We start from the raw sequence: 20,494 nt of genomic DNA, 5'->3' as shown, positions 1-20,494 counted from the left end.
GATGGGCGCTTCCAGTCATGCCGCCCTCGTCGTCGCGCACGCCTTGCCGCGAACTTCCGTTCATGGCGCGAGCCGCGACGATCTCGCCGTGGCGACGCGGCCGCCTGCCGATGCGCAACTCGCCGCGCTCGCGGTTGCCGCGCTGATCGACGAAGCACGGCTCACGCCGAAGCCCGCGCTCGTCGACCGGCGCGGCAGCGGCGCGCACCGGGACCTCGATCTCGCGAAGATGATCCGCTCGGCCGAAGCGCTCGAACCGACGTTCGCCGCACTCGCACGCGTTTCGCGCGGACGCGCGCCGTCCGCGACGCTGCGTGCGGAACTGGCGCAGATCGGCCGCGCCGGCGAAATCGCGATGATGCAGGCCACCGGCGGCAGTAACGCGCATCGCGGCGCCATCTGGATTCTCGGGCTGCAGGTGGCCGCGGCGGCAATGGGTGCGGCGCAAGCAACGACGATCTGTACAACCGCCGCGCAAATCGCCTGCTTTCCGGATCGCTTCGCCGCGCCTGTCAGCGACAGCAACGGCGAACGCGTGCGCCGGCGCTATCGCGTCGGCGGTGCGCGGCGCGAAGCGCAGGATGGCTTTCCGCATCTCGTCGATGTCGGCCTGCCCGCGCTCCATCGCGCCCGCGCCAGCGGCATCCCGGAGGATGCCGCGCGCATCGATACGCTGCTCGCGATCATGGCGTCGCTCGACGACACGTGTCTGCTGCATCGCGCCGGTTTGCCGGGGCTCACCGCGGGCAGGCAGGGCGCGCTGCGCGTGCTCGCCTGCGGCGGCAGTTCGACGCCGCAAGGCCACGCCGCGCTCGCCACGCTCGAAGCCGAACTGATGGCGCTCAACGCGTCACCGGGCGGCTCGGCCGATCTGCTCGCCGCCACCCTCTTCATCGACACCCTCATTCAACGCAACGCCAGCGGAAACCCCAGCGGGAGTGCTGCACCATGGAACATCTGACTTTCGACTATCCGGCGCGCCGCGCCGTCACGACACGGGCGCACGTGGGCGTCGTCGGCTCCGGCGATCTGGAAGTGCTGCTCGCGCCAGCCAGTACGATGACGGCGCACGTGGTCGTGCGCACGAGCGTCGACGGCTACAGCCACATCTGGAAACATGTGCTCGACCGTTTCTTTTCGCGCTATGACGGCGCGGCGCGAATCGAGATCAACGACTTCGGCGCGACGCCGGGCGTGGTCGCACTGCGCCTCGCCGAAGCCGTCGAGGAAGCCGGCCCGGGAGACGCCGCATGAGCACGACCGACGTGGCTATTCCCACGCTGCTGCATGACAGCTTCATTGAACTGTCCGCGCGTGAACGTGCGCGCGCGCTGCTCGACGCCGGCACGTTCCGCGAACTGCTCGGCCCGTTCGACCGCATCGAATCGCCATGGCTGCCGATGCAGGGCATCGTCTGCCAGGCCGACGACGGCGTGGTGATCGCCCGCGGCACGATCGACGGCGAACCGGCCGTCGTGGCCGCGATCGAATCGGCGTTCCAGGGCGGCAGCATCGGCGAGGTGTCGGGCAGCAAGATCGCCGGCGCGCTCGAACTGGCGCTGCGCGACTGCGAACGCGGCAGGATCGTGCGACCCGTCGTGCTGTTCGAAACCGGCGGCGTGCGGTTGCAGGAAGCGAATCTCGGGCTCGCGGTGATCGCCGAAATCCAGGCGGCGATCGTCGCGTTGCGGCGCCATGTACCGGTGGTCGGCGTGATCGCGGGCATGGTCGGCTGCTTCGGCGGGATGTCGCTGGCGGCGGCGCTGTGCTCGTATCTCGTGGTGACGAAACAGGGACGGCTCGGCATGAACGGCCCCGAGGTCATCGAACAGGAAGCCGGCATCGACGAACTCGACGCGAGCGACCGGCGTCGCATCTGGCAACTGATCGGCGGCGAGCAGCGCGCGGTGACCGGCCTCGCCGACATGCTGATCCAGGACGATGTGGCCACCGTGCATCACGCCGTGCGGCAGGCGTTTGCCCGCGGCGTGCCGGCCACGCATCGCAGCGAGGACGTCGCGGCGTATCTTGCCCGGCTCGGTGAAATCGACCCGGTAACGGTCTCGCCCGAATCGATGCGGGCGGTTTTCCGCTCAGTTGCTGACGGCAAGGAGAACGTATGAACGACACGACCATGACGCGCGGCGCGCGATGGTTTCGCGCGCTGGCAGGTGAGACGTCGACTGCGGCGCCCGTGTGGAGCGCCGACGCCGCGCTGGGTGGCGAAACCACGCGCTTCATCGCGGTCGTGCCCGATGCGCGGAACCGTTTTCCGCGCGCGGTCGACACCGTCGTCGGTCTCGAACAGGGATGGCAGCTCGCCCGCGCGGTGCGCGAGACGATCGCGGCCGACGCCCACGCCGCGCAACGCCGGCCGATCGTTGCAATCGTCGACGTGAAGAGCCAGGCGTACGGCTATCGCGAGGAGATGCTCGGCATCCACCTCGCCTGCGCGGCGGCCGTCGACGCGTACGCGTGCGCACGCGACGCCGGTCACCCGGTGGTGGCGCTGATCGTCGGGCCGGCGATGTCCGGCGCGTTTCTCGCACACGGTTATCAGGCGAACCGCATCGTCGCGCTCGACGCGCCGGGCACGATGGTTCACGCGATGGGCAAGGACGCCGCCGCGCGCGTCACCCGACGCACCGTCGAGGCACTCGATGCGCTCGGCGAAAAGATCGTGCCGATGTCGTATTCGATGGCGTCGTTCGCGAAGCTGGGCCTGCTCGACCAGTTGATCGAGGGCATCGATGCCGATGCGCCCAGCGAAGCGCAGATCGAACGCGTGCGTCAGGTGCTGGCCGATTCGGCGCGAGCGGCACGCACGGGATCGCGCGATCTGTCTCACCGGCTCCAGTCCGGCAACGCGAAAGAAACGCGTGCGGCTTCGATCGAAGTGCGCCGCCGCCTCGCCGAACAGTGGGATACGTGATGCAAATCTGCACCGCGCCGCCGGTTCCGGACCACGCCCTCGATGAATCGGCGCGGACCGCACGTTCGTGCGGCGTGCAGCGGCACGCACACGATCTGCTGAAATTGCGCGACCTGAGTCGCTTCGACGGCGAGCCTGCGTGGGTGCGCGATGCGTTCTCGCGAGCGCCGTTCGCCGTGGTGAGGCGCGCGCAGATCGCGCAGGGTTTCATCGCGATCGGTATTCGCGGAAAGAGCCGGGCCGAGCGCTACGGCACGTGGGCGCGCGATGCGGACGTCGAAGCCGTGTTCGCGCCCGAAGATTTCGTTGACGTCGCGCCCGCGCCGGAGCGCCACACGCTGCCCGCCTTCGCCGCGCTCGCGGCATTGCGGCGCGACGCGGCCATCGTCAACGGGTTCGCCTGGGGACCGGCCGGCAGCGCGGGCTTCGAGCTTGCGACGCAGGTGCCCACCGTGACGTCATCGAGCGATCTCGATCTGCTGATACGCGCGCCGGAGCGCCTGTCGCATGAAGCCGCGCTCGCGTTGCTGGCGGAATTGCACGTGCACGCCGGACGCGCAGGCGTTCGCATCGACGCACAACTCGAAACACCCGCGGGCGGCATCGCGCTCGTCGAGCTCGCCGCCGGCAAGGCGCATGTAATGGCGCGTCACGCGCACGGCCCGCGTCTCGTTGCCGATGCGTGGTCCGTCAAGATGGACGTTGCGTGATGCTCGCCTTTGTCTTCCCCGGCCAGGGCGCGCAGCAGGACGGTTATCTGCGCCGCCTCGCCGCGTATGCCCCGGCAAAAGCGACGCTCGATGAAGCGTCACATGTGCTGAACCTCGATGTCCTGACACTCGACACGGCCGAAGCGCTCCGCTCGACTGTCGCCGTGCAGATCGGGATGGTTATCGCGGGTGTCGCGACCGTGCGCATACTCGCCGCGGAACATCTGACGCCGGACATGAGCGCCGGACTTTCCGTCGGTGCGTATGCGGCTGCGGTGAGTTGCGGCGCGCTCGCGTTCGACGACGCGCTTCGCATGGTACGCAGACGTGCCGGGCTGATGGAAAGCGCGTATCCGTCGGGTTACGGCCTGGCCGCGATCAGCGGGCTGACGGAACACGACCTGGAAAAGCTCACCGCCGACCACGCACGCGAAAGCGGAACGCAGGTGTATATCGGCAACGTCAACGCGCCGCGCCAGATCGTGATGGCGGGCGCCAACGCGGCGCTCGACATGTTCATCGAACGCGCCCTTCACGCGGGCGCGCGCAAGGCGGCCCGGCTCGCGGTCAGCGTGCCTTCGCACTGTGAACTGCTCGCGCAGGCAAGCGACGCGCTGCGCGACTTCGCGAAAGAGATTCCGTTTAACGCGCCCGCAAGTACGTACGTCGCTAATCGTGGCGGTCGCCCGCTGCACACCGCCGATACGATTCGCGACGATCTCGCGACCAACATGCGCTACACCGTGCGCTGGTTCGATGCGCTAACGGTCATGATCGAAATGGGCACGCGCGTCGTGCTGGAAGCGCCGCCAGGGCGGGTGTTGACCGACATCACGCGGGAAGCCTTTCCTGACGTATCCGCGCTCGCCGCGAACACCATCGCGTTCGACAGGCTCGCTGCGACGTTGCACCGACGTATCGAAGCAGGCGGGCGCTGAACTCCCTGCTTCGTGGCCGGCTTCATCAAAACCGCCGCAACGCATTCCATGCGTGAACCGCGCAACGGCTAGGCCATGTTGCCCGCCTGGCTTCCCGCCTTCTGCAAGCCGCCCATCGCATCGGGCCGGGAGCCGGAACCGGCCGGCGCTTCATCGCGGGACCCATGAACGCGCTTCCGGTCCACCGTTGCAACCGAAGGCGTCCCGCCTGGCCGGCGCGCGCTGCGCGCGTGGCGTTCGATCAACCGTTGCAGCAGGCAGAACGCGCATAGCAGCGCGCCGATCACAATGCGCGTCCACCACGAACTGAGTGTGCCGTCGAAGGTAATCAGCGTCTGGATCGTGCCGAGAATGCCAACACCGAACAGCGAACCGATCACATAGCCGACGCCGCCCGTCAGCAGCGTCCCGCCGATCACCGTGGCGGCGATCGCGTCGAGCTCCATGCCCTGCCCCTGCAAGCCGTATCCCGACAGTACATAGAACGTGAAGACCGCGCCGCCCAGCGCGGAGCAGAATCCGCTCAGCGCATAGACGCCGACCTTCGTGCGTGCAACCGGCAACCCCATCAGCAGCGCCGAACGCTCGTTACCGCCGATCGCGTAGACGTTGCGCCCGAAGCGCGTGAAATGCGCGATGAAGATCGCCGCGACGAGCGCCGCGACCGCGATCAGCACGTTCGCACTCACGGAGCCGGTGCCGATCTTCAGGCGATACGCGGAAATGGCCTTGAAGGTCGGATCGGAAATCGTGATCGATTGCGTGGTAATGAGAAAGCACATGCCGCGCGCGAAAAACATCCCTGCGAGCGTCACGATGAACGGCTGCAACCGGAAGAAATGAATCAGCGCGCCCTGCACCGCGCCGAACAGCGCGCCCATCACGAGCACGACCGGCAGGATGACCCACACCGACAGATGCATGTGCTCGGAGAGCACCGCTTCGACGATTGTCGTGAGCGCCACCACCGAGCCCACCGACAGGTCGATACCGCCGGCGATGATCACGAATGTCATGCCGATCGCGACAATCAGCAGGAACGCGTTGTCGACGAGCAGATCGAGCAGCACCTGCCACGAGAAGAATCCGGTGTACATCACCGAGCCGAAGCCGAAGAGCGCGCAGAAGAGCGCGATCGTCACGGCGAGTGGCAAGGTGCGCGGATCGAACACGCGCGCGAACATTGCGAGAACGCGGCTCATCGTGCCACCCTCCGTTGCGTGACGAGCGCCATCGCAATCGCGCGCGCCGAAGGCGACTGGATCACGCTGACCGCAAGCACGACCGCCGCCTTGACGACGAGCGTCGCCTCGGGCGGCACGCCGATCGAATATGTCGTGTACGTGAGCGTCTGGATGATGAGCGCGCCGAGCACTGTTCCGGCGAAACTGAAGCGCCCACCCAGCAGCGACGTGCCGCCGAGCGTCACGGCGAGAATGGCGTCGAGTTCGAGCAGCAGGCCGGCGTTGTTGCCGTCGGCGCTCCGTACGTTCGAGCTGATCAGGATGCCGGCTATCGCTGCCGTCAGCCCGGAAAAGCCGTACACCGCAAAGACAATCGCCTTCGAGCGCAGACCGACCAGCCGCGTCGCGACGGGATTCACGCCGATCGCGCGGATAAAGAGCCCGAGCGCCGTGCCTTCGACAAGCAGCGCCGTCGCCAGCACCGCGATGGTGGCAACCCAGACCGAAAACGGGATACCGAGCAGATAACCGCCGCCGACGAACAGATAGCCGGGCGCGCCGATCGGAATGATCTGCCCGGCCGTGAGCAACTGGGCGACGCCGCGTCCAGCCACCATCAGGATCAGCGTCGCGATGATCGGCTGCATGCCGACGAACGACACCAGCAGTCCGTTCCACATGCCGCTGAGCACGCCGACTACGAGCGCCGCGCATAGCGCCTGCGCGACGAGCGCGGGCGTCGGTATCGCGTTGGTGGACAGCGTCGCGGCGGCCGCCGCGCCCGCGATCGCGACCACCGCGCCGACTGAAATGTCGATGCCGCGCGTCGCGATCACGAGTGTCATGCCGGTCGCGACGAGCGCGAGCGGCGCCGCGCGATTCAGGATGTCGATCAGCGCGCCGAACAGATGACCGTCGAGCATGCGGATCGACAGGAAACCCGGATTGACCCACAGGTTGAGCAGAAACAGCAGCACGAGCGTCACGCACGGCCACAGAAGCTGCCGGTCGGCGCCTTCGCGTCCAAGCCAGTTTGGAGTCTTCATTCAGCGCTTCCTGCAATGAGTCGATAGATGTCGTCTTCGTTCGAGACGTTGCCCGCCACTTCCGCGATCTTGCGACGGTCGCGCAGCACCGCGACGCGATGGCTCACGCGCACGACCTCGCTGACTTCCGACGAGATGAACAGAATGCCGAGCCCCTTGCCGCACAGCGCGAGCATGCGGTCCATGATGTCGAACTTCGCGGCGACGTCGATGCCGCGCGTGGGCTCGTCGAGGATCAGGATTTTCGGGTCGGTGGCGAGCCAGCGCGCCAGCAGCGCCTTCTGCTGGTTGCCGCCCGAGAGCAGGCCGATGGGCTGCTCCGCATCGGCGGCCTTGATGCCGAGCAGTTCGATCCACATATCGGCCATCTCGCGCGCGCGATGACGGCTGATCTTGCGCAGCCAGCCGCGTTTCGCCTGCAACGCGAGCATGATGTTTTCGCGGATCGACAGCTCGGCGACGATGCCTTCCTTCTTGCGATCTTCCGGGCAATAGCCGATGCCGTGACGCACCGCATCGTGCGGCGAGCGCAGCCGCACCGCGCGGCCGTCGATGGTGATCGTGCCGCTGTCGGCGCGATCCGCGCCAAACAGAAGACGCGCCGTTTCCGTGCGCCCGGAGCCGAGCAGGCCGGCAAGACCGAGAATCTGCCCGGGCTGCACGTCGATATCGATCGGCTGGATCATCCCGCGCCGCCCGACGCCACGCAGTTCGACAAACGGCGGCACCGTCGATCTGTCGGCCGGCGCTTCGCGCGCGGCCTCCTTCAGGCGCGTGCTCATCCGCTCGTGCCCGACCATCTTCGACACCAGCTGGTCCGCCGACAGTTCGCTCGCGAGGTATTCGCCTTCACGCTCGCCGTTGCGCATCACCGTGATGCGATCGGAAACCGCGTACGTCTGCTCGAGAAAGTGCGTGACGAACAGGATCGCGATACCTGACTGCTTAAGATTCCGAAGTATTTCGAAGAGTTGCGCGACTTCACCGTCGTCGAGGCTCGAGGTCGGTTCATCGAGAATCAGCACGCGCGCATCGACGGAAATCGCGCGCGCGATCGCCACCATCTGTTGCACGGCGATCGGATAGGCGTCGAGCGATTTCGTCACGTCGAGCGCGACATTCAGGCGCGCGAGCGCAGCCTCGGCGCGCTGCCGGATCACGCGCCAGTCGATGCGCCCAAACCGCTTCGGCTGGCGCCCCGCGAAGATGTTCTCCGCGACCGACAGATTCGGGCACAGGTTCACTTCCTGATACAGCGTGCGGATGCCGGCTGCTTCCGCTTCCTGCGGCGACGAGAACTGCACGGCCGTGCCGCCCAGATGGATTTCGCCGCCATCGGGTGCGAATACGCCGGTGAGCACGTTGATCAACGTCGATTTGCCCGCGCCGTTCTGTCCCATCAGCGTGTGAATCTCGCCGGGATACAGGCGGAAATCGACGTTCTGCAACGCCTTTACGCCAGGAAACGTCTTGCTGATGCCGCGGGTTTCGAGGACCGGCACGCGCTCATCTGCGAACGCCCGAAGGGTTTCGGGGAATGGGGGTTCAGAAGTCGAATGGGCCATAGACCTTAGGTGGTCGGTTGAAAAGACGCCGCCCGTTGTCACGGCAACGGACGGCGTTGAGGCACCACACTGGAGAAACCTGCTACAACCTGTCCGAAAGCACGATCAGTATTTACGCGTGGGCAGCGTCTGCGCCGCGACGCTCATCGGGAATACGGTCTCTTCGGTCAGAATCCGCTTCGGCAACGGCTTGCCGGCCACGACGTCCTTCACGGCCGACATCAGCTGCGGTCCGAGCAGCGGGCTGCACTCGACATCGACGTTCATCTTGCCTGCCGCCATCGCCTGGAAGCCACCCTTCGTCGCATCGAACGAAACGACGGTCACATCCTTGCCTGGATGCATGCCGGCTTCTTCCATGGCCTGGATCGCACCCAGCGCCATGTCATCGTTATGCGCATAAACTAAATTAATTTTATTTCCGTAAGTTTTGATAAACGCTTCCATGACCTGCTTGCCGCCGGCCAGCGTGAAGTCGCCGCTTTGCGACGCGATGATCTTGAATTTGGGATCGTTCTTGATCACTTCGATCAGGCCGGAATGGCGGTCGTTCGCTGGCGCGGAACCGACTGTTCCCTGCAGTTCGGCGATGTTGACGGGGCCTTTGTCGTTTTTATAGTGATCTTCGATCCAGCGGCCACCGCGCCGGCCTTCTTCCATGAAGTCGGAGCCGATCATCGTCACATAGAGCGACTTGTCTTTCACGTCGATATTGCGGTCGGTCAGGATCACCGGGATCTTCGCGGCCTTCGCTTCGAGCAGCACCGGTTCCCAGCCCGACTCCACCACCGGCGAGAACGCAATCACATCGACCTTCTGGGCGATGTACGAGCGGATCGCCTTGATCTGGTTTTCCTGCTTTTGCTGGGCGTCGGAGAATTTGAGGTTGATCTTCGCGTCCGCGGCGGCGGACTTCACCGATTCGGTGTTAGCCGTGCGCCAGGCGCTTTCGGCACCGACCTGCGCAAAGCCCAGGGTGATTTTCTTGTCCTGCGCCTGCGCGCTGAAGGCGGCGAGAGTGAGCGTGCTGGCACCCACGCAGGCCGCGATTACACGCAACGCAGTGCGTCGTGAAATGGTCATGACTGTCTCCTGATCTTTGTTCTGTGTAGGTTGCCCCGCCTGCTGGCCGCGCCGGCCGGGGACGAAACCAAGCGTAGTGGCTCCCTTCCCCATCGTCCAATCATTTGATTTGCGGAACCCATACCAGTTTTGGTATCGACACGCCCGCTGCAACACACGAAGCGGGATCGCGACCGCAGGCCGGCGCTATCTTCGCGGCGTCACGAAGCGAAAGGTCAGATTGACTCGTTCGCCCTGCACGCGCGGCTCTTTCGGCACGCGATGTCGCCATTGCGCCTGCGTGTCACCGCGCATCACGAGCAGACTTCCGTCCTTGAGTCCATACGACTGCACGACACCCGTGCGGTTGTGTTTCAGATCGAACGTGCGCGCGCTGCCCAGACTCACCGACGCGATCACCGGCTGTGCGCCAAGTTCGGGCTCGCGATCGGCGTGCCAGCCCATGCTGTCGTTGCCGCTACGGTAGCGGTTAAGCAAGACGCTGTTAAAGCGCGCGCCGCAGGTTGCCTCGGCGGCGGCCTTCAGTTCGGCGACGGCCGGCGTCCACGGGTCCGGCACGTTGCGAATCCCCGAGTACACGTAGACCGCATCCGGATCGCCCTGCCACGCAGTCAGCCGGGGCAGCGGCACGCGACCGGCGGGCGTCATCATCGTGTCCTGCTTCCACGCGACTTCGCCGACGATCCGCGCGAGCGTCGCGGCAGCGATTTCGGATGAAATCCAGTCGGGATACCAGTCGACGTCGGGGGCGGGAAGGTCGTTGAAGAGGCCGGGCATAAGTGCACTTCGGGTGAACACGTCACCGCGAATTCGTTAAAGGGAAACCCTCGTTATCATGAAGGCCGAAGCTGGCGCGCGTCGTCCGCCATTTTGCGCTTTCATTCCTTCTTCTTACTTTGCGGGGTATTCATGACGCTCTCGAACGAAGCACTCGATCAACTGTTTCGCACCGCCCGGACGCACAACGGCTGGCTGCCAAAACCCGTCGACGACACGCTGCTGCAAGAACTCATCGAACTCACGCTGCTCGGGCCGACCTCCGCGAATTCGAGCCCTGGCCGCTTTGTATTCGTGAAGACGCCCGAGGGCAAGGAAAAGCTGCGCCCGGCGCTCGCGCCCGGCAATCTCGACAAGACGATGGCCGCGCCGGTTACCGTGATCGCGGCGATGGATACTGCGTTTTACGAGCATCTCCCGAAGCTCTTTCCGCAGGTCGATGCGCGTAGCTGGTTCGTCGGCAACGAAACGCTCATAGCCGACACTGCGTTTCGCAACGCGACGCTGCAAGGCGGCTATCTGATCATGGCCGCACGCGCGCTGGGTCTCGATGCCGGTCCGATGTCCGGCTTCGACCAGAAAGCGGTCGATGCGGCGTTCTTCGCCGGCACGACGGTGAAGTCGAATTTCCTGATCAATCTTGGCTACGGCGACGTGACGAAACTGTACGCGCGCAACCCGCGCTTCACGTTCGACGAAGCCGCGAAAATCGTTTGAGCCTGCGTTGAACGGATGCTGACGCGGCCATGTCGGCCTGGTCATGGCGCGCCGGCATTCAGGTGAGCAGCGCCACGTAGAAAACCACTGCGCCGATCACCGCGCCGACGAAGCAAAAGCCCTCTTCCGCCTCGTCGCCGTTCGAGCGTAGCCACGCACCCACGACACCGAAGAATCCGGCGATACCCAGTGCGACGCAGACCATGACGACGTCGAAGAGCGCGCTTCGGCCGAGTTCCGAGAATTCGATCTGCCGGACGCCGAAATACAGCGCGAGCGCCATCAACGAGAGCACCACCAGCGGCAACATCACATGCTTGCCCTCGCGACCCACGTGATGCGCGTGGTGCTCCGCATGACTGCCCGTGTGGCCGTCATGCGCAACCGTCCGTGTCGTTTTCATCATCCGTCTCCCGCATCGCTCCCTGAATCTGGCGATAGATCGAACCATGAACGTCATCGATATGGACCGTCGCGGCGCCGGAAGACATCCCGCCCGCGAGACGGGCAACACGCCCAGCCGTCACACGGTTCAATTTGAGAATAGTCGATCTCCACACGCAATTCAAAACCTGTTTAGTTCATAAACGCGCGAGCATCCGGCGGCGCTGCAGCATGCTGCGCTGCATGAAATCCGGCGTGCATCACGACGTCCACATCCAGCCGCCCGAGGCGGTTCTGGCGGTCGCGGACGCCTGTACCAAACTCTCGGTAGAATGATCTGCCTGCACGTCGATTCATCTCCAGGTACTGCGGCGCGTCATCCAGCGCCGGTGTTTCCTTCCGCGTCCCTGACCTTCTCTATGCGCCGATCATTTTCGTTTCTGGCCCGCATCATCTCCATCGGTATCCTGCTGCACATTTACGTCGGGTTTCGCCTGATTCCAGATCTGCCGGTCGGCCCGACATGGCGTGTACTCGCCGCACTGTGGCTGGTTCTTTCGGTGTTCGTGATTCCGCTCGGCATGCTCGCGCGCACGATAAAGCGGCAGCCGCTTGGCGACCGTCTCGCATGGATCGGCCTGATGGGCATGGGCTTCTTTTCATCGCTGCTGGTGCTCACGTTCGCGCGCGATCTGCTGCTCGCCTCGCTGCTGACGATCGACGCAATCTGGCCGCATGCGCTGCCGCTCGCGGTCTGGCGAACCAGTACGGCCGCCGCGGTTCCACTGCTCGCGCTGCTCTCCACCGCGATCGGTCTTTTCAACGCGCGTCGCCGGGCGCGCGTGGTCACGATCGATGTGCCCATCGACAATCTGCCCGCCGCGCTCGACGGCTTCACGATCGTCCAGATCAGCGACATTCACGTCGGTCCGACCATCAAGCGCAGCTACGTCGATGCGATCGTCGATGCGGTCAACAAGCTCAAACCGGACCTGATCGCGGTGACGGGCGATGTCGTCGACGGCAGCGTCGAACAGCTGTCGGCGCACACGCGTCCGCTGTCGCGGCTTTCCGCGTTGCACGGTGTGTATCTCGTGACGGGCAACCACGAGTACTACTCCGGCGCGCAGGCGTGGATCGACGAATTTCGCCGGCTTGGCCTGACGGTGCTGATGAACGAACACGTCGTGGTCGAGCACAAGGGCGCGCAGGCAATCATCGCGGGCGTGACCGATTATTCCGCCGGACATTTCGATCCCGCGCACCGCAGCGATCCGGCCGCCGCCCTGACCGGCGCGCCTGGCGACGTGCTGATTCGCGTGCTGCTCGCGCACCAGCCGCGCAGCGCGGAAGCTGCCGCCGACGCCGGCTTCACGCTGCAACTCTCGGGACATACGCACGGTGGCCAGTTCTTCCCGTGGAATTTCTTCGTGCGGCTTCAGCAGCCCTTCACAGCCGGCCTCGCGCGCATGAACGGCCTGTGGGTCTATACGAGTCGCGGCACCGGCTACTGGGGGCCGCCAAAGCGCCTGGGCGCGCCCTCGGAAATCACTCGTGTGCGACTCGTGCCCGCAGAAGGCATCTGACACACCGGGCCGGCCGCAATCGCCGGCTGCATTTCATGCGCCCCGCATTCCTGGCGCAGGCGTCACATCAGGCCCGATCTTTGCATGCATCTCCACGGTGATTAATGATGGAGCCCGCAATGACAACTGAAACGCACACGACACCTCCGGATCTCGAGCATCCGGAACCCGCCACGCACAGCGACAACGAGAAGAGCAGGATGCCTGAGCGCCAGGACGAAGGACGCAGGCAGGCGCCGAACGACCGCCCCGGCAAGAAGCCCGGCGAAGGCGAGACACCCGTCGGCTGAAAAATCTACACGCGACGGGTAGTTCAGGCGGCAAATCCTGCGGTTCCCGCATGTGATGCATGCATGCTGTAGCCGCGGCGGCGCTACACCCTTAGCGCGTGCGATCAGCTCAAGACAAAGACCCATACCGGTCAAAGAAGGCCCACTCATCCAGCCTGGACTCTTTCATGGCCAACGATATCCGCATCGCCGAGGGCTCGCCGTTCCCGCTCGGCGCCACGTGGGACGGACGCGGGGTTAACTTCGCGCTGTTCTCCGCCAACGCGACCAAAGTCGAATTGTGTCTCTTCGACGAGCGCGGCGAGAAGGAACTGCAGCGTATCGAACTGCCCGAATACACCGACGAAGTCTGGCATGTCTATCTGCACGATCTCGGCCCCGGCGCCGTGTATGGCTACCGCGTCCACGGGCCGTACGAACCTGAAGCGGGCCATCGCTTCAACGCGAACAAGCTGCTGCTCGATCCGTATGCGAAAGCGCATGTCGGCACGCTGAAATGGGATCCGGCGGTGTTCGGCTACACGCTGGACGCCGAAGGCGACGACCTCACGTTCGACGAGCGCGACAGCGCGCCCTTCATGCAGAAATGCCAGGTCGTCGACCAGTCGTTTACGTGGACGCACGCAACGCGCGTGCGCGTGCCGTGGGAACGCACGATCTTCTACGAGACGCACGTGCGCGGCTACACGAAGCGACATCCCGCCGTGCCGGAAGCGCTGCGCGGCACGTTCGCCGGACTGACGCAGAAGCAGGTCGTCGACCATATCGGACGGCTCGGCGTGACTTCGGTGGAACTGATGCCGGTCCAGTCGTTCGTCAACGACAGCTATCTGCTCGACAAAGGGCTCACGAACTACTGGGGCTACAACACGATCGGGTTCTTCGCGGCGGACCCGCGCTTTTTTTCGCGCGGCGGCGGGCAGATCGCCGAGTTCAAGGAGATGGTCGACCATCTGCACGAGGCCGGCCTCGAGGTGATTCTCGACGTCGTGTACAACCACACCGCCGAAGGCAACGAGCGCGGCGCGACGCTCTCGTTTCGCGGCATCGACAACGCGTCGTACTACCGGCTGATGCCGGACGAGCCGCGCTACTACATCAACGATACCGGCACCGGCAACACGTTGAACCTGTCGCATCCGCGCGTGCTGCAGATGGTCACCGACAGCCTGCGCTACTGGGTGACGGAGATGAACGTCGACGGTTTCCGCTTCGATCTGGCGACGATTCTCGGCCGCGAGGATCACGGCTTCGACGAAGGCGGCGGCTTTCTCGACAGTTGCCGGCAGGATCCCATCCTGTCCAGTGTGAAGCTGGTCGCCGAGCCGTGGGACTGTGGCCCGGGCGGCTATCAGGTGGGCGGCTTTCCGCCGGGCTGGGCCGAGTGGAACGACCGCTTTCGCGATACGACGCGCGGGTTCTGGAAAGGCGACGAAGGCATCGCGTCCGACCTCGCCGCACGCATGACCGCCTCCGGCGACAAATTCAACCGGCGTGGCCGGCGCCCGTGGTCGAGCGTCAACTTCGTCACCGCGCACGACGGCTACACGTTGCACGATCTGGTCTCATACAACGACAGGCACAACGAGGCGAACGGCGAAGACAACAAGGACGGCCACTCCGACAACCGCTCATGGAATTGTGGCGCCGAAGGTCCGACTGACGACGTGGACATCCGCACATTGCGCGAACGGCAAAAGCGCAACCTGCTCGCGACGCTCCTGCTGTCGCAAGGCACGCCGATGCTGCTTGCGGGCGACGAGTTCGGGCGCACGCAGCACGGCAACAACAACGCATATTGTCAGGATAACGACGTAAGCTGGCTCGACTGGGAAGGCATCGACGCCGACGGCCACGCGCTGACCGACTTCGTCAACAAGCTCACCACGCTGCGGCATGCACTGCCCGTCTTGCGACGCGGCCGTTTTCTGGTCGGCGAATACAACGAGGCGCTCGACGTCACCGACGTCAAATGGATGAGCCCGTCGGGCGACGAACTCTCGCCTGAGCAATGGGACGATCCGTCGATGCGCTGCTTCTGCATGCTGATCGACGGCCGCGCGCAGGCAACCGGCATCCGTCGCCCGGCCGCCGACGCGACGCTGCTGATCGCGATGAACGCGCACCATGACGTAGTCGACGTGAAGCTGCCGGAAATCGCGGGCAGCCAGCAGTGGACCTGCCTCATCGACACCAATATGCCGGTGCGCGACGAACTGCCGGAATACGACTCGGGCGATACCTGTCAGATCACGGCTCGCTCGCTCGTGCTGTTCGCGCTGCACGCACGCGGCAGCACACAGCGCGTGTTCGACCGGCTCGCGGAAAACCTGGTCGAAGATCCGGCCAGCGGGAAGTAATCAAAACGGTAGAAGACGATGAATGCCCGGCGCACCCTGCGCCGTGGTAAAACGCATGCTGGCACTGCATCGAAAGGACAAGAACCGCATCATGGATGGCAACAAATCGCTGCATCAAACTTCGTTTTATCTGCTGCTGCTCGCGGTGTCCGTTGCGCTGTGCTTCATCCTTGCACCGTTTTTCAACACGATTTTCTGGGGCAGTATTCTTGCCCTTATCTTTCAACCTGTGCAGCGCCGGCTTCTGGTCCGCTTCGGCCGTCGCCGTAATCTGGCGGCGTTCACCACGCTGCTGCTGTGTATCGTCATCGTGATCCTGCCCCTGACGCTGGTTGCCGGCACGCTCGTGCAACAGGGCACGCTCGTGTACGGCGAGATGAAGTCGGGCAACCTGAACTTCGGCAATTACTTCGACCACGTCGTGCATGCACTGCCGCTCTCCGTACAACATGTACTCAATCAGGTCGGACTCACCGACATCTCCGACCTGCAGCGCAAGCTCACGGCCGGCGCGGCGCAGATCAGCCAGTTTCTCGCGGGCCAGGCGTTGAGCATAGGGCAGAACACGCTGCAGTTTCTGGTCAGCTTCGGCGTCATGCTTTATCTGCTGTTTTTTCTCGTGCGCGACGGGCGCGAAATATCCCGCCTGATCCGCGAAGCAATTCCACTCGACGAAAACCGCAAGCAACATCTTCTGCGCAAATTCACGACCGTCGTGCGAGCCACCGTCAAGGGCAACGTCGCGGTGGCGCTCGTGCAGGGCGGCCTTGGCGGGATCGCATTCTGGGTCATCGGCATTCAGGGCGCGCTGCTGTGGGGCGTGATGATGGCGTTTCTTTCACTGCTGCCGGCGATCGGCGCGACGCTGATCTGGGGCCCCGTCGCAATCTATTTCCTGCTGACGGGCGCGCTCGCCAAAGGGCTCGGGTTGATCGCGTTCTGCGCGATCGTGATCGGTACGGTGGATAACGTGCTGCGCCCGATACTCGTCGGCAAGGACACGAAAATGCCCGACTGGGTCGTGCTGATCTCGACGCTGGGCGGCATGGCGCTGCTGGGCATCAACGGATTTGTGATCGGCCCGCTCATCGCGGCGCTGTTCATGAGCTGCTGGGATCTGTTCACGCGCGACAAACACGGCGCTTCGATTGAAGAATGAGGCGCCATGCGCTCGCGTGGCTTCGAGCCGCGCGATCCTGGATTCACCTGGATGGACGCCTGCGGGTTGACCCGCTTCTGCGCAAAGGCCTAAAATCGCGCCATTCTTTTTAACAGGAAACCATCGTGGACAGTAGTCCGAGTCGATCCTCGATCCAGCCGGCCGCCTGACGGCAAGACTTCCGCGACAACGTCTCACTGCCGCCGTCTTGCCCTCTGGCAGACGGTGCGCGTCAAATTCTTTCCCGTGCACTGTTTCTGATTTCCGCGTCCTGCCGCGGAGCGGTTGCATTTACCTTTTTGCTTCGCAAGCTCGCGCTCGCAAGCATCGCGACACATGACACCGCGCGCGGATATTCCGCGCAACTGTCATGTGTTTCGTTCAACCTGCAAGTTTTGCCCGCGCATTCACCGATTGCACGATGCGTCGTCGCGTCACGCATCCTGCGCGGGCAGGCATGAACAGTCGTACCCAAATCATGACATTCGATCTTGTCCTGCGGCTCGCAGCCGCTTTCATCTGTGGCGTCGCGATCGGCCTCGAACGCCAGATGCGCCAGCGCAATGCCGGCCTTCGCACCATCACGCTCGTCGCGAGCGGCGCGTGCCTCTTCGTCCTGCTCGGCGTGCTGACCGGCAATGGCACCGCGGGAGTCACGCAGATCGCGGCCTATGTCGTATCCGGCGTCGGCTTTCTCGGCGGCGGCGTAATCATGCGCGACAAGGGCTCTATTCAGGGCATCAATACCGCCGCGACGCTGTGGTGTTCCGCGGCGGTCGGCGTGTTGTGCGGCGCCGGGCATTACGGCCCGGCGCTCGCCGGCACCGTCATCGTGCTGCTGACGAACACCCTCCTGCGCGAAGTGAGCCGCATGATCAACTCGACGCCCGTGTCGAACGCGGATCTCGTGCGCGAGTACGCGCTGACGGTCGTCTGTCACGAGGATAACGAAATCCACATCCGTACCGTGCTGTCGAATTCAATGTACTCGACGCCGCTGTCGTTCCAGAGCCTCCTCAGCGAGGACGTCGACGACCAGGCCGGGCGTATCCGCGTGACGGCAACGCTCAGGCTGCATCCGAAAGACCAGCCCAAACTCGAACAGATGGCGAGCCGTATCAGCATGGAAAAAAGTGTGTCGAGCGTGAGCTGGGTCGCGAAAGAAGCCGAACCCACCCCGGAATGACGCGATCATTCCTTGCGTGGATCGGCGTACCTGTCATGTAGATTGCGATTTTTTTGCCTCATCGAAGGATGCGATGCTAGCCGATGTGTTGCGGCGCAGCGCATGTCGTTCCGATGCATCGGGTCAGTGCGAAAACTATGAGGTTCGTGTGAGCCATGAATTTGCTTATGCGACATTGATCTTTGCCACGCGCCTGAAGCAGCTACAGTTGATATGTGCCATTCCATCGTGCTGAGTGAGCGGCACCCGGAGGAACGTCATGAGCATCTGGAAGCCGGACCCGAGTTTTTATCCGTCGCCCCGACTTGCCGCACAGGCTCCGCCGGAAAAGCTCGCGTACGTCGCAGCATTCGATCCCGATCGCAACCTGCCGGACGCTATCGAAATCGTCGACGTCGATCCTGGTTCGGCGAATTACGCCAGCATCGTCGGTACCCTGCCGATGCCGAATACCGGCGACGAGCTGCATCATTTTGGCTGGAACGCGTGCTCGTCGTGTCTGTGTCCGAATGCACCGCACCCGCACACCGAGCGACGCTATCTGGTCGTGCCGGGATTGCGCTCGTCGCGCATCTACATCATCGACACGAAGGCCGATCCGCTCAAACCGGGCATCGTCAAGATCATCGAGCCAGAAACGATCGCAAACCGCACCGGCTATTCGCGGCCGCATACGGTGCATTGCGGGCCGGGCGGCATCTACGTGACGGCGCTGGGAAGCGCTGACGGCGGCGCACCAGGCGGAATTTTCCTGCTGGACCCACAAAGCTTCGAGCCGCTCGGGCGCTGGGAAGTCGATCGCGGCCCACAGCAGCTCGCCTACGACGGCTGGTGGCACCTCGGCTACGACACGCTCGTGACCAGCGAGTGGGGAACGCCCGACACGTTCGAAAACGGCTTGATCCCTGAAGTGCTGTTAGGCGCGCGCTACGGCCGCAAGCTGCATTTCTGGGATCTCACGCGACGCAAGCACCTGCAGGAGATCGATTTCGGTCCCGAGTATCAGCTCGTTTTCGAACTACGGCCGGCGCACGATCCGACCAAAGCTTATGGCTTTGTCAACTGCGTGATCAGCCTGAAGGACCTGTCGTCGTCGATATGGGTCTGGTATCGCGACGGCAATGCGTGGGCGGTGCGCAAGATCATCGATATTCCCGCTGAGCCGGCCAGTGCAGACATCCTGCCGCCCGTTTTGCAGTCGTTCGGCGCCGTGCCGCCGCTTGTGACGGACATCGATCTCTCAATGGACGACCGCTTTCTCTACGTTTCGTGCTGGGGCACGGGCGACCTGTTGCAATATGACGTATCGGACCCATTCGCGCCAAAGCTGACAGGCAAGGTGCGGATTGGCGGCATTGTTTCGCGCGCGCCGCATCCGGCCGCGCCGGACAACGCGCTGAACGGCGGCCCGCAAATGGTGGAGATCAGCCGCGACGGAAAACGCGTCTATTTCACCAACTCGCTGTACGGCGCCGTCGATTCGCAATTTTATCCGGAGGGCATCGACGGCTGGATGGTCAAGCTGGACGCCGGCGCCGACGGCGGCCTCGCGTTCGACCCGAAATTCTTTCTCGAATGGCCTGCGGGACATCGACCGCACCAGATCCGGCTGCAAGGCGGCGACTGTTCGTCTGACTCCTACTGCTACCCGTGACATCCGCAAATCTTTCGACATCGCCGTGGTGGACGTGGGCTGTCGTCGCCGGGCTCGGCATGTTTCACGGACTCAACCCGGCGATGGGCTGGCTTTTCGCGGTCGCGCTCGGCCTCTACCGTCGAAGCCGGCGTGTCGTACTGCTCTCGCTGATCCCGATTGCACTCGGTCACGCGATGGCTGCCGCGTGTATGCTGGCTGCGGGTCTGTCATTGAGCATGTCAGTCGATCATCATGTACTGAACCGGATTTGCGGTGTGATCCTGATCGGGTGGGCTGCGTGGCATGCACTACGCGGACATCGGATGCGTTCGCAGGTGGGCATGCAGGCGAAATTCGCAGGACTGACGGCCTGGTCTTTCGTCATGTCGGGCGTACACGGCGCGGGTCTAATGCTGATTCCGGCGCTCCTGCCAGTTTGCGATGGCTTTCCTTCGGGCGGGTCGTCGACATCAGTGCTACCAGGTATTCGCGGGCTGCTTGCTGGCATCGGACCTGTCGCTGCCGTTGCAGTTGCCGCTTTGACGGTTCACACAATTGCGATGCTTCTCACGACGGGGATTGTGTCGCTGCTGGTTTTCGACCGGTTCGGCGTGGCGTGTCTGCGGACGAAATGGGTGAACTTCGATTTGATGTGGACTGCGTCGCTTGCTGGATGCGGAGCCATACAGCTCGGAATTTAGGTAAATTAGCACCTAATTAAGCGGCATTGACGACAATTACCCCGATTTGATGTTGCGACGTCAGCGACGCCCTGCTGCCGGTTGGGTCGACGTACTGGGTGCATCTGTCGCGGCGTTATCTGGGGCGGGAGGGTGAACTGAGGGTGGATGGCCCGCCCTGACGGGGCGGGGATTGCGGGCGGGTAAAAGCCATCGGGATCAGCCCTCGAGACAGGCGAATGGCGGTGTAAACGCAGAAAC

The 20,494-nt window shown here is 64.0% G+C and carries 20 protein-coding genes; 14 read left to right on the top strand and 6 right to left on the bottom strand.

The window, feature by feature from the left end; all coding sequences use genetic code 11:
* Nucleotide 1: 1 nt before the first annotated feature.
* From LPA37_RS09540 to mdcH, 6 genes are read left to right on the top strand one after another with little or no spacing between them, the layout of a single operon-like run.
* The gene (locus LPA37_RS09540) at nucleotides 2-961 is read left to right on the top strand and encodes a triphosphoribosyl-dephospho-CoA synthase (RefSeq protein WP_229012401.1); all 960 of its coding nucleotides are present in this window, start codon (nucleotides 2-4) and stop codon (nucleotides 959-961) included.
* Complete coding sequence (locus LPA37_RS09535; RefSeq protein WP_229012400.1) at nucleotides 949-1,254, top strand: malonate decarboxylase subunit delta; 306 nt, start codon at nucleotides 949-951, stop codon at nucleotides 1,252-1,254. The genes LPA37_RS09540 and LPA37_RS09535 overlap by 13 nt, the downstream gene beginning before the upstream one ends.
* Nucleotides 1,251-2,123: a biotin-independent malonate decarboxylase subunit beta gene (locus tag LPA37_RS09530; protein WP_229012399.1), complete on the top strand. Its 873-nt coding sequence runs from the start codon at nucleotides 1,251-1,253 to the stop codon at nucleotides 2,121-2,123. Before LPA37_RS09535 ends, LPA37_RS09530 begins: the two co-directional genes overlap by 4 nt.
* A complete protein-coding gene (gene mdcE, locus LPA37_RS09525) occupies nucleotides 2,120-2,932 on the top strand; it encodes a biotin-independent malonate decarboxylase subunit gamma (protein ID WP_228983780.1) in 813 nt (270 codons plus the stop codon). The genes LPA37_RS09530 and mdcE overlap by 4 nt, the downstream gene beginning before the upstream one ends.
* On the top strand, nucleotides 2,932-3,642 hold the full coding sequence (locus tag LPA37_RS09520) for a malonate decarboxylase holo-ACP synthase (protein WP_229012398.1): 711 nt from the start codon (nucleotides 2,932-2,934) through the stop codon (nucleotides 3,640-3,642). The genes mdcE and LPA37_RS09520 overlap by 1 nt, the downstream gene beginning before the upstream one ends.
* The gene (mdcH, locus tag LPA37_RS09515) at nucleotides 3,642-4,580 is read left to right on the top strand and encodes a malonate decarboxylase subunit epsilon (protein ID WP_229012397.1); all 939 of its coding nucleotides are present in this window, start codon (nucleotides 3,642-3,644) and stop codon (nucleotides 4,578-4,580) included. Before LPA37_RS09520 ends, mdcH begins: the two co-directional genes overlap by 1 nt.
* Before the next feature lie 68 nt (nucleotides 4,581-4,648).
* Here the strand turns inward: mdcH and yjfF are convergent, their stop codons facing one another.
* The 5 genes from yjfF to LPA37_RS09490 form a co-directional block, all read right to left on the bottom strand.
* On the bottom strand, nucleotides 4,649-5,782 hold the full coding sequence (gene yjfF, locus LPA37_RS09510; RefSeq protein ID WP_229012396.1) for a galactofuranose ABC transporter, permease protein YjfF: 1,134 nt from the start codon (nucleotides 5,780-5,782) through the stop codon (nucleotides 4,649-4,651).
* Entirely contained in the window at nucleotides 5,779-6,810 is a 1,032-nt protein-coding gene (locus LPA37_RS09505) for an ABC transporter permease (RefSeq protein WP_229012395.1), read from the bottom strand. Before LPA37_RS09505 ends, yjfF begins: the two co-directional genes overlap by 4 nt.
* Nucleotides 6,807-8,375, bottom strand: a complete 1,569-nt coding sequence (locus LPA37_RS09500; RefSeq protein WP_229012394.1) for a sugar ABC transporter ATP-binding protein — start codon at nucleotides 8,373-8,375, stop codon at nucleotides 6,807-6,809. The genes LPA37_RS09505 and LPA37_RS09500 overlap by 4 nt, the downstream gene beginning before the upstream one ends.
* 105 nt (nucleotides 8,376-8,480) lie before the next feature.
* On the bottom strand, nucleotides 8,481-9,458 hold the full coding sequence (locus LPA37_RS09495) for an ABC transporter substrate-binding protein (RefSeq protein ID WP_229012393.1): 978 nt from the start codon (nucleotides 9,456-9,458) through the stop codon (nucleotides 8,481-8,483).
* A gap of 186 nt (nucleotides 9,459-9,644) precedes the next feature.
* Entirely contained in the window at nucleotides 9,645-10,235 is a 591-nt protein-coding gene (locus tag LPA37_RS09490; RefSeq protein WP_228983767.1) for an alpha-ketoglutarate-dependent dioxygenase AlkB family protein, read from the bottom strand.
* A 132-nt stretch (nucleotides 10,236-10,367) separates the two neighbouring features.
* Between LPA37_RS09490 and LPA37_RS09485 the strand changes: the two genes are divergently transcribed.
* Nucleotides 10,368-10,952: a malonic semialdehyde reductase gene (locus LPA37_RS09485; RefSeq protein WP_228983764.1), complete on the top strand. Its 585-nt coding sequence runs from the start codon at nucleotides 10,368-10,370 to the stop codon at nucleotides 10,950-10,952.
* Between the two features lie 58 nt (nucleotides 10,953-11,010).
* On the opposite strand, the gene LPA37_RS09480 is transcribed toward LPA37_RS09485, so the two are convergent.
* Nucleotides 11,011-11,358, bottom strand: a complete 348-nt coding sequence (locus tag LPA37_RS09480; protein ID WP_407672505.1) for a hypothetical protein — start codon at nucleotides 11,356-11,358, stop codon at nucleotides 11,011-11,013.
* 397 nt (nucleotides 11,359-11,755) lie between these two features.
* Between LPA37_RS09480 and LPA37_RS09475 the strand changes: the two genes are divergently transcribed.
* From LPA37_RS09475 to LPA37_RS09445, 7 genes are all read left to right on the top strand, one after another.
* Nucleotides 11,756-12,922: a metallophosphoesterase gene (locus LPA37_RS09475; protein ID WP_229012392.1), complete on the top strand. Its 1,167-nt coding sequence runs from the start codon at nucleotides 11,756-11,758 to the stop codon at nucleotides 12,920-12,922.
* Nucleotides 12,923-13,041: 119 nt separating this feature from the next.
* Nucleotides 13,042-13,212: a hypothetical protein gene (locus LPA37_RS09470; protein WP_407672504.1), complete on the top strand. Its 171-nt coding sequence runs from the start codon at nucleotides 13,042-13,044 to the stop codon at nucleotides 13,210-13,212.
* A 167-nt stretch (nucleotides 13,213-13,379) separates the two neighbouring features.
* Nucleotides 13,380-15,572 carry a glycogen debranching protein GlgX gene (gene glgX, locus LPA37_RS09465; protein WP_228983758.1) on the top strand — a complete coding sequence of 731 codons (2,193 nt, stop codon included), beginning with the start codon at nucleotides 13,380-13,382 and terminating at the stop codon, nucleotides 15,570-15,572.
* Nucleotides 15,573-15,663: 91 nt separating this feature from the next.
* Entirely contained in the window at nucleotides 15,664-16,731 is a 1,068-nt protein-coding gene (locus tag LPA37_RS09460; protein WP_229012391.1) for an AI-2E family transporter, read from the top strand.
* A gap of 478 nt (nucleotides 16,732-17,209) precedes the next feature.
* The gene (locus LPA37_RS09455) at nucleotides 17,210-17,917 is read left to right on the top strand and encodes an MgtC/SapB family protein (protein WP_229012390.1); all 708 of its coding nucleotides are present in this window, start codon (nucleotides 17,210-17,212) and stop codon (nucleotides 17,915-17,917) included.
* Between the two features lie 259 nt (nucleotides 17,918-18,176).
* Entirely contained in the window at nucleotides 18,177-19,571 is a 1,395-nt protein-coding gene (locus LPA37_RS09450; protein WP_229012389.1) for a selenium-binding family protein, read from the top strand.
* Nucleotides 19,568-20,254 carry a hypothetical protein gene (locus LPA37_RS09445; RefSeq protein WP_229012388.1) on the top strand — a complete coding sequence of 229 codons (687 nt, stop codon included), beginning with the start codon at nucleotides 19,568-19,570 and terminating at the stop codon, nucleotides 20,252-20,254. Before LPA37_RS09450 ends, LPA37_RS09445 begins: the two co-directional genes overlap by 4 nt.
* Nucleotides 20,255-20,494 lie beyond the last annotated feature (240 nt).

It is taken from the genome of Paraburkholderia gardini (assembly GCF_907164545.1).
Taxonomy (GTDB): Bacteria; Pseudomonadota; Gammaproteobacteria; order Burkholderiales; family Burkholderiaceae; genus Paraburkholderia; species Paraburkholderia gardini.
Note: the sequence above shows the minus strand (reverse complement) of the source record. Positions and strands in the feature narration are given on the sequence as shown.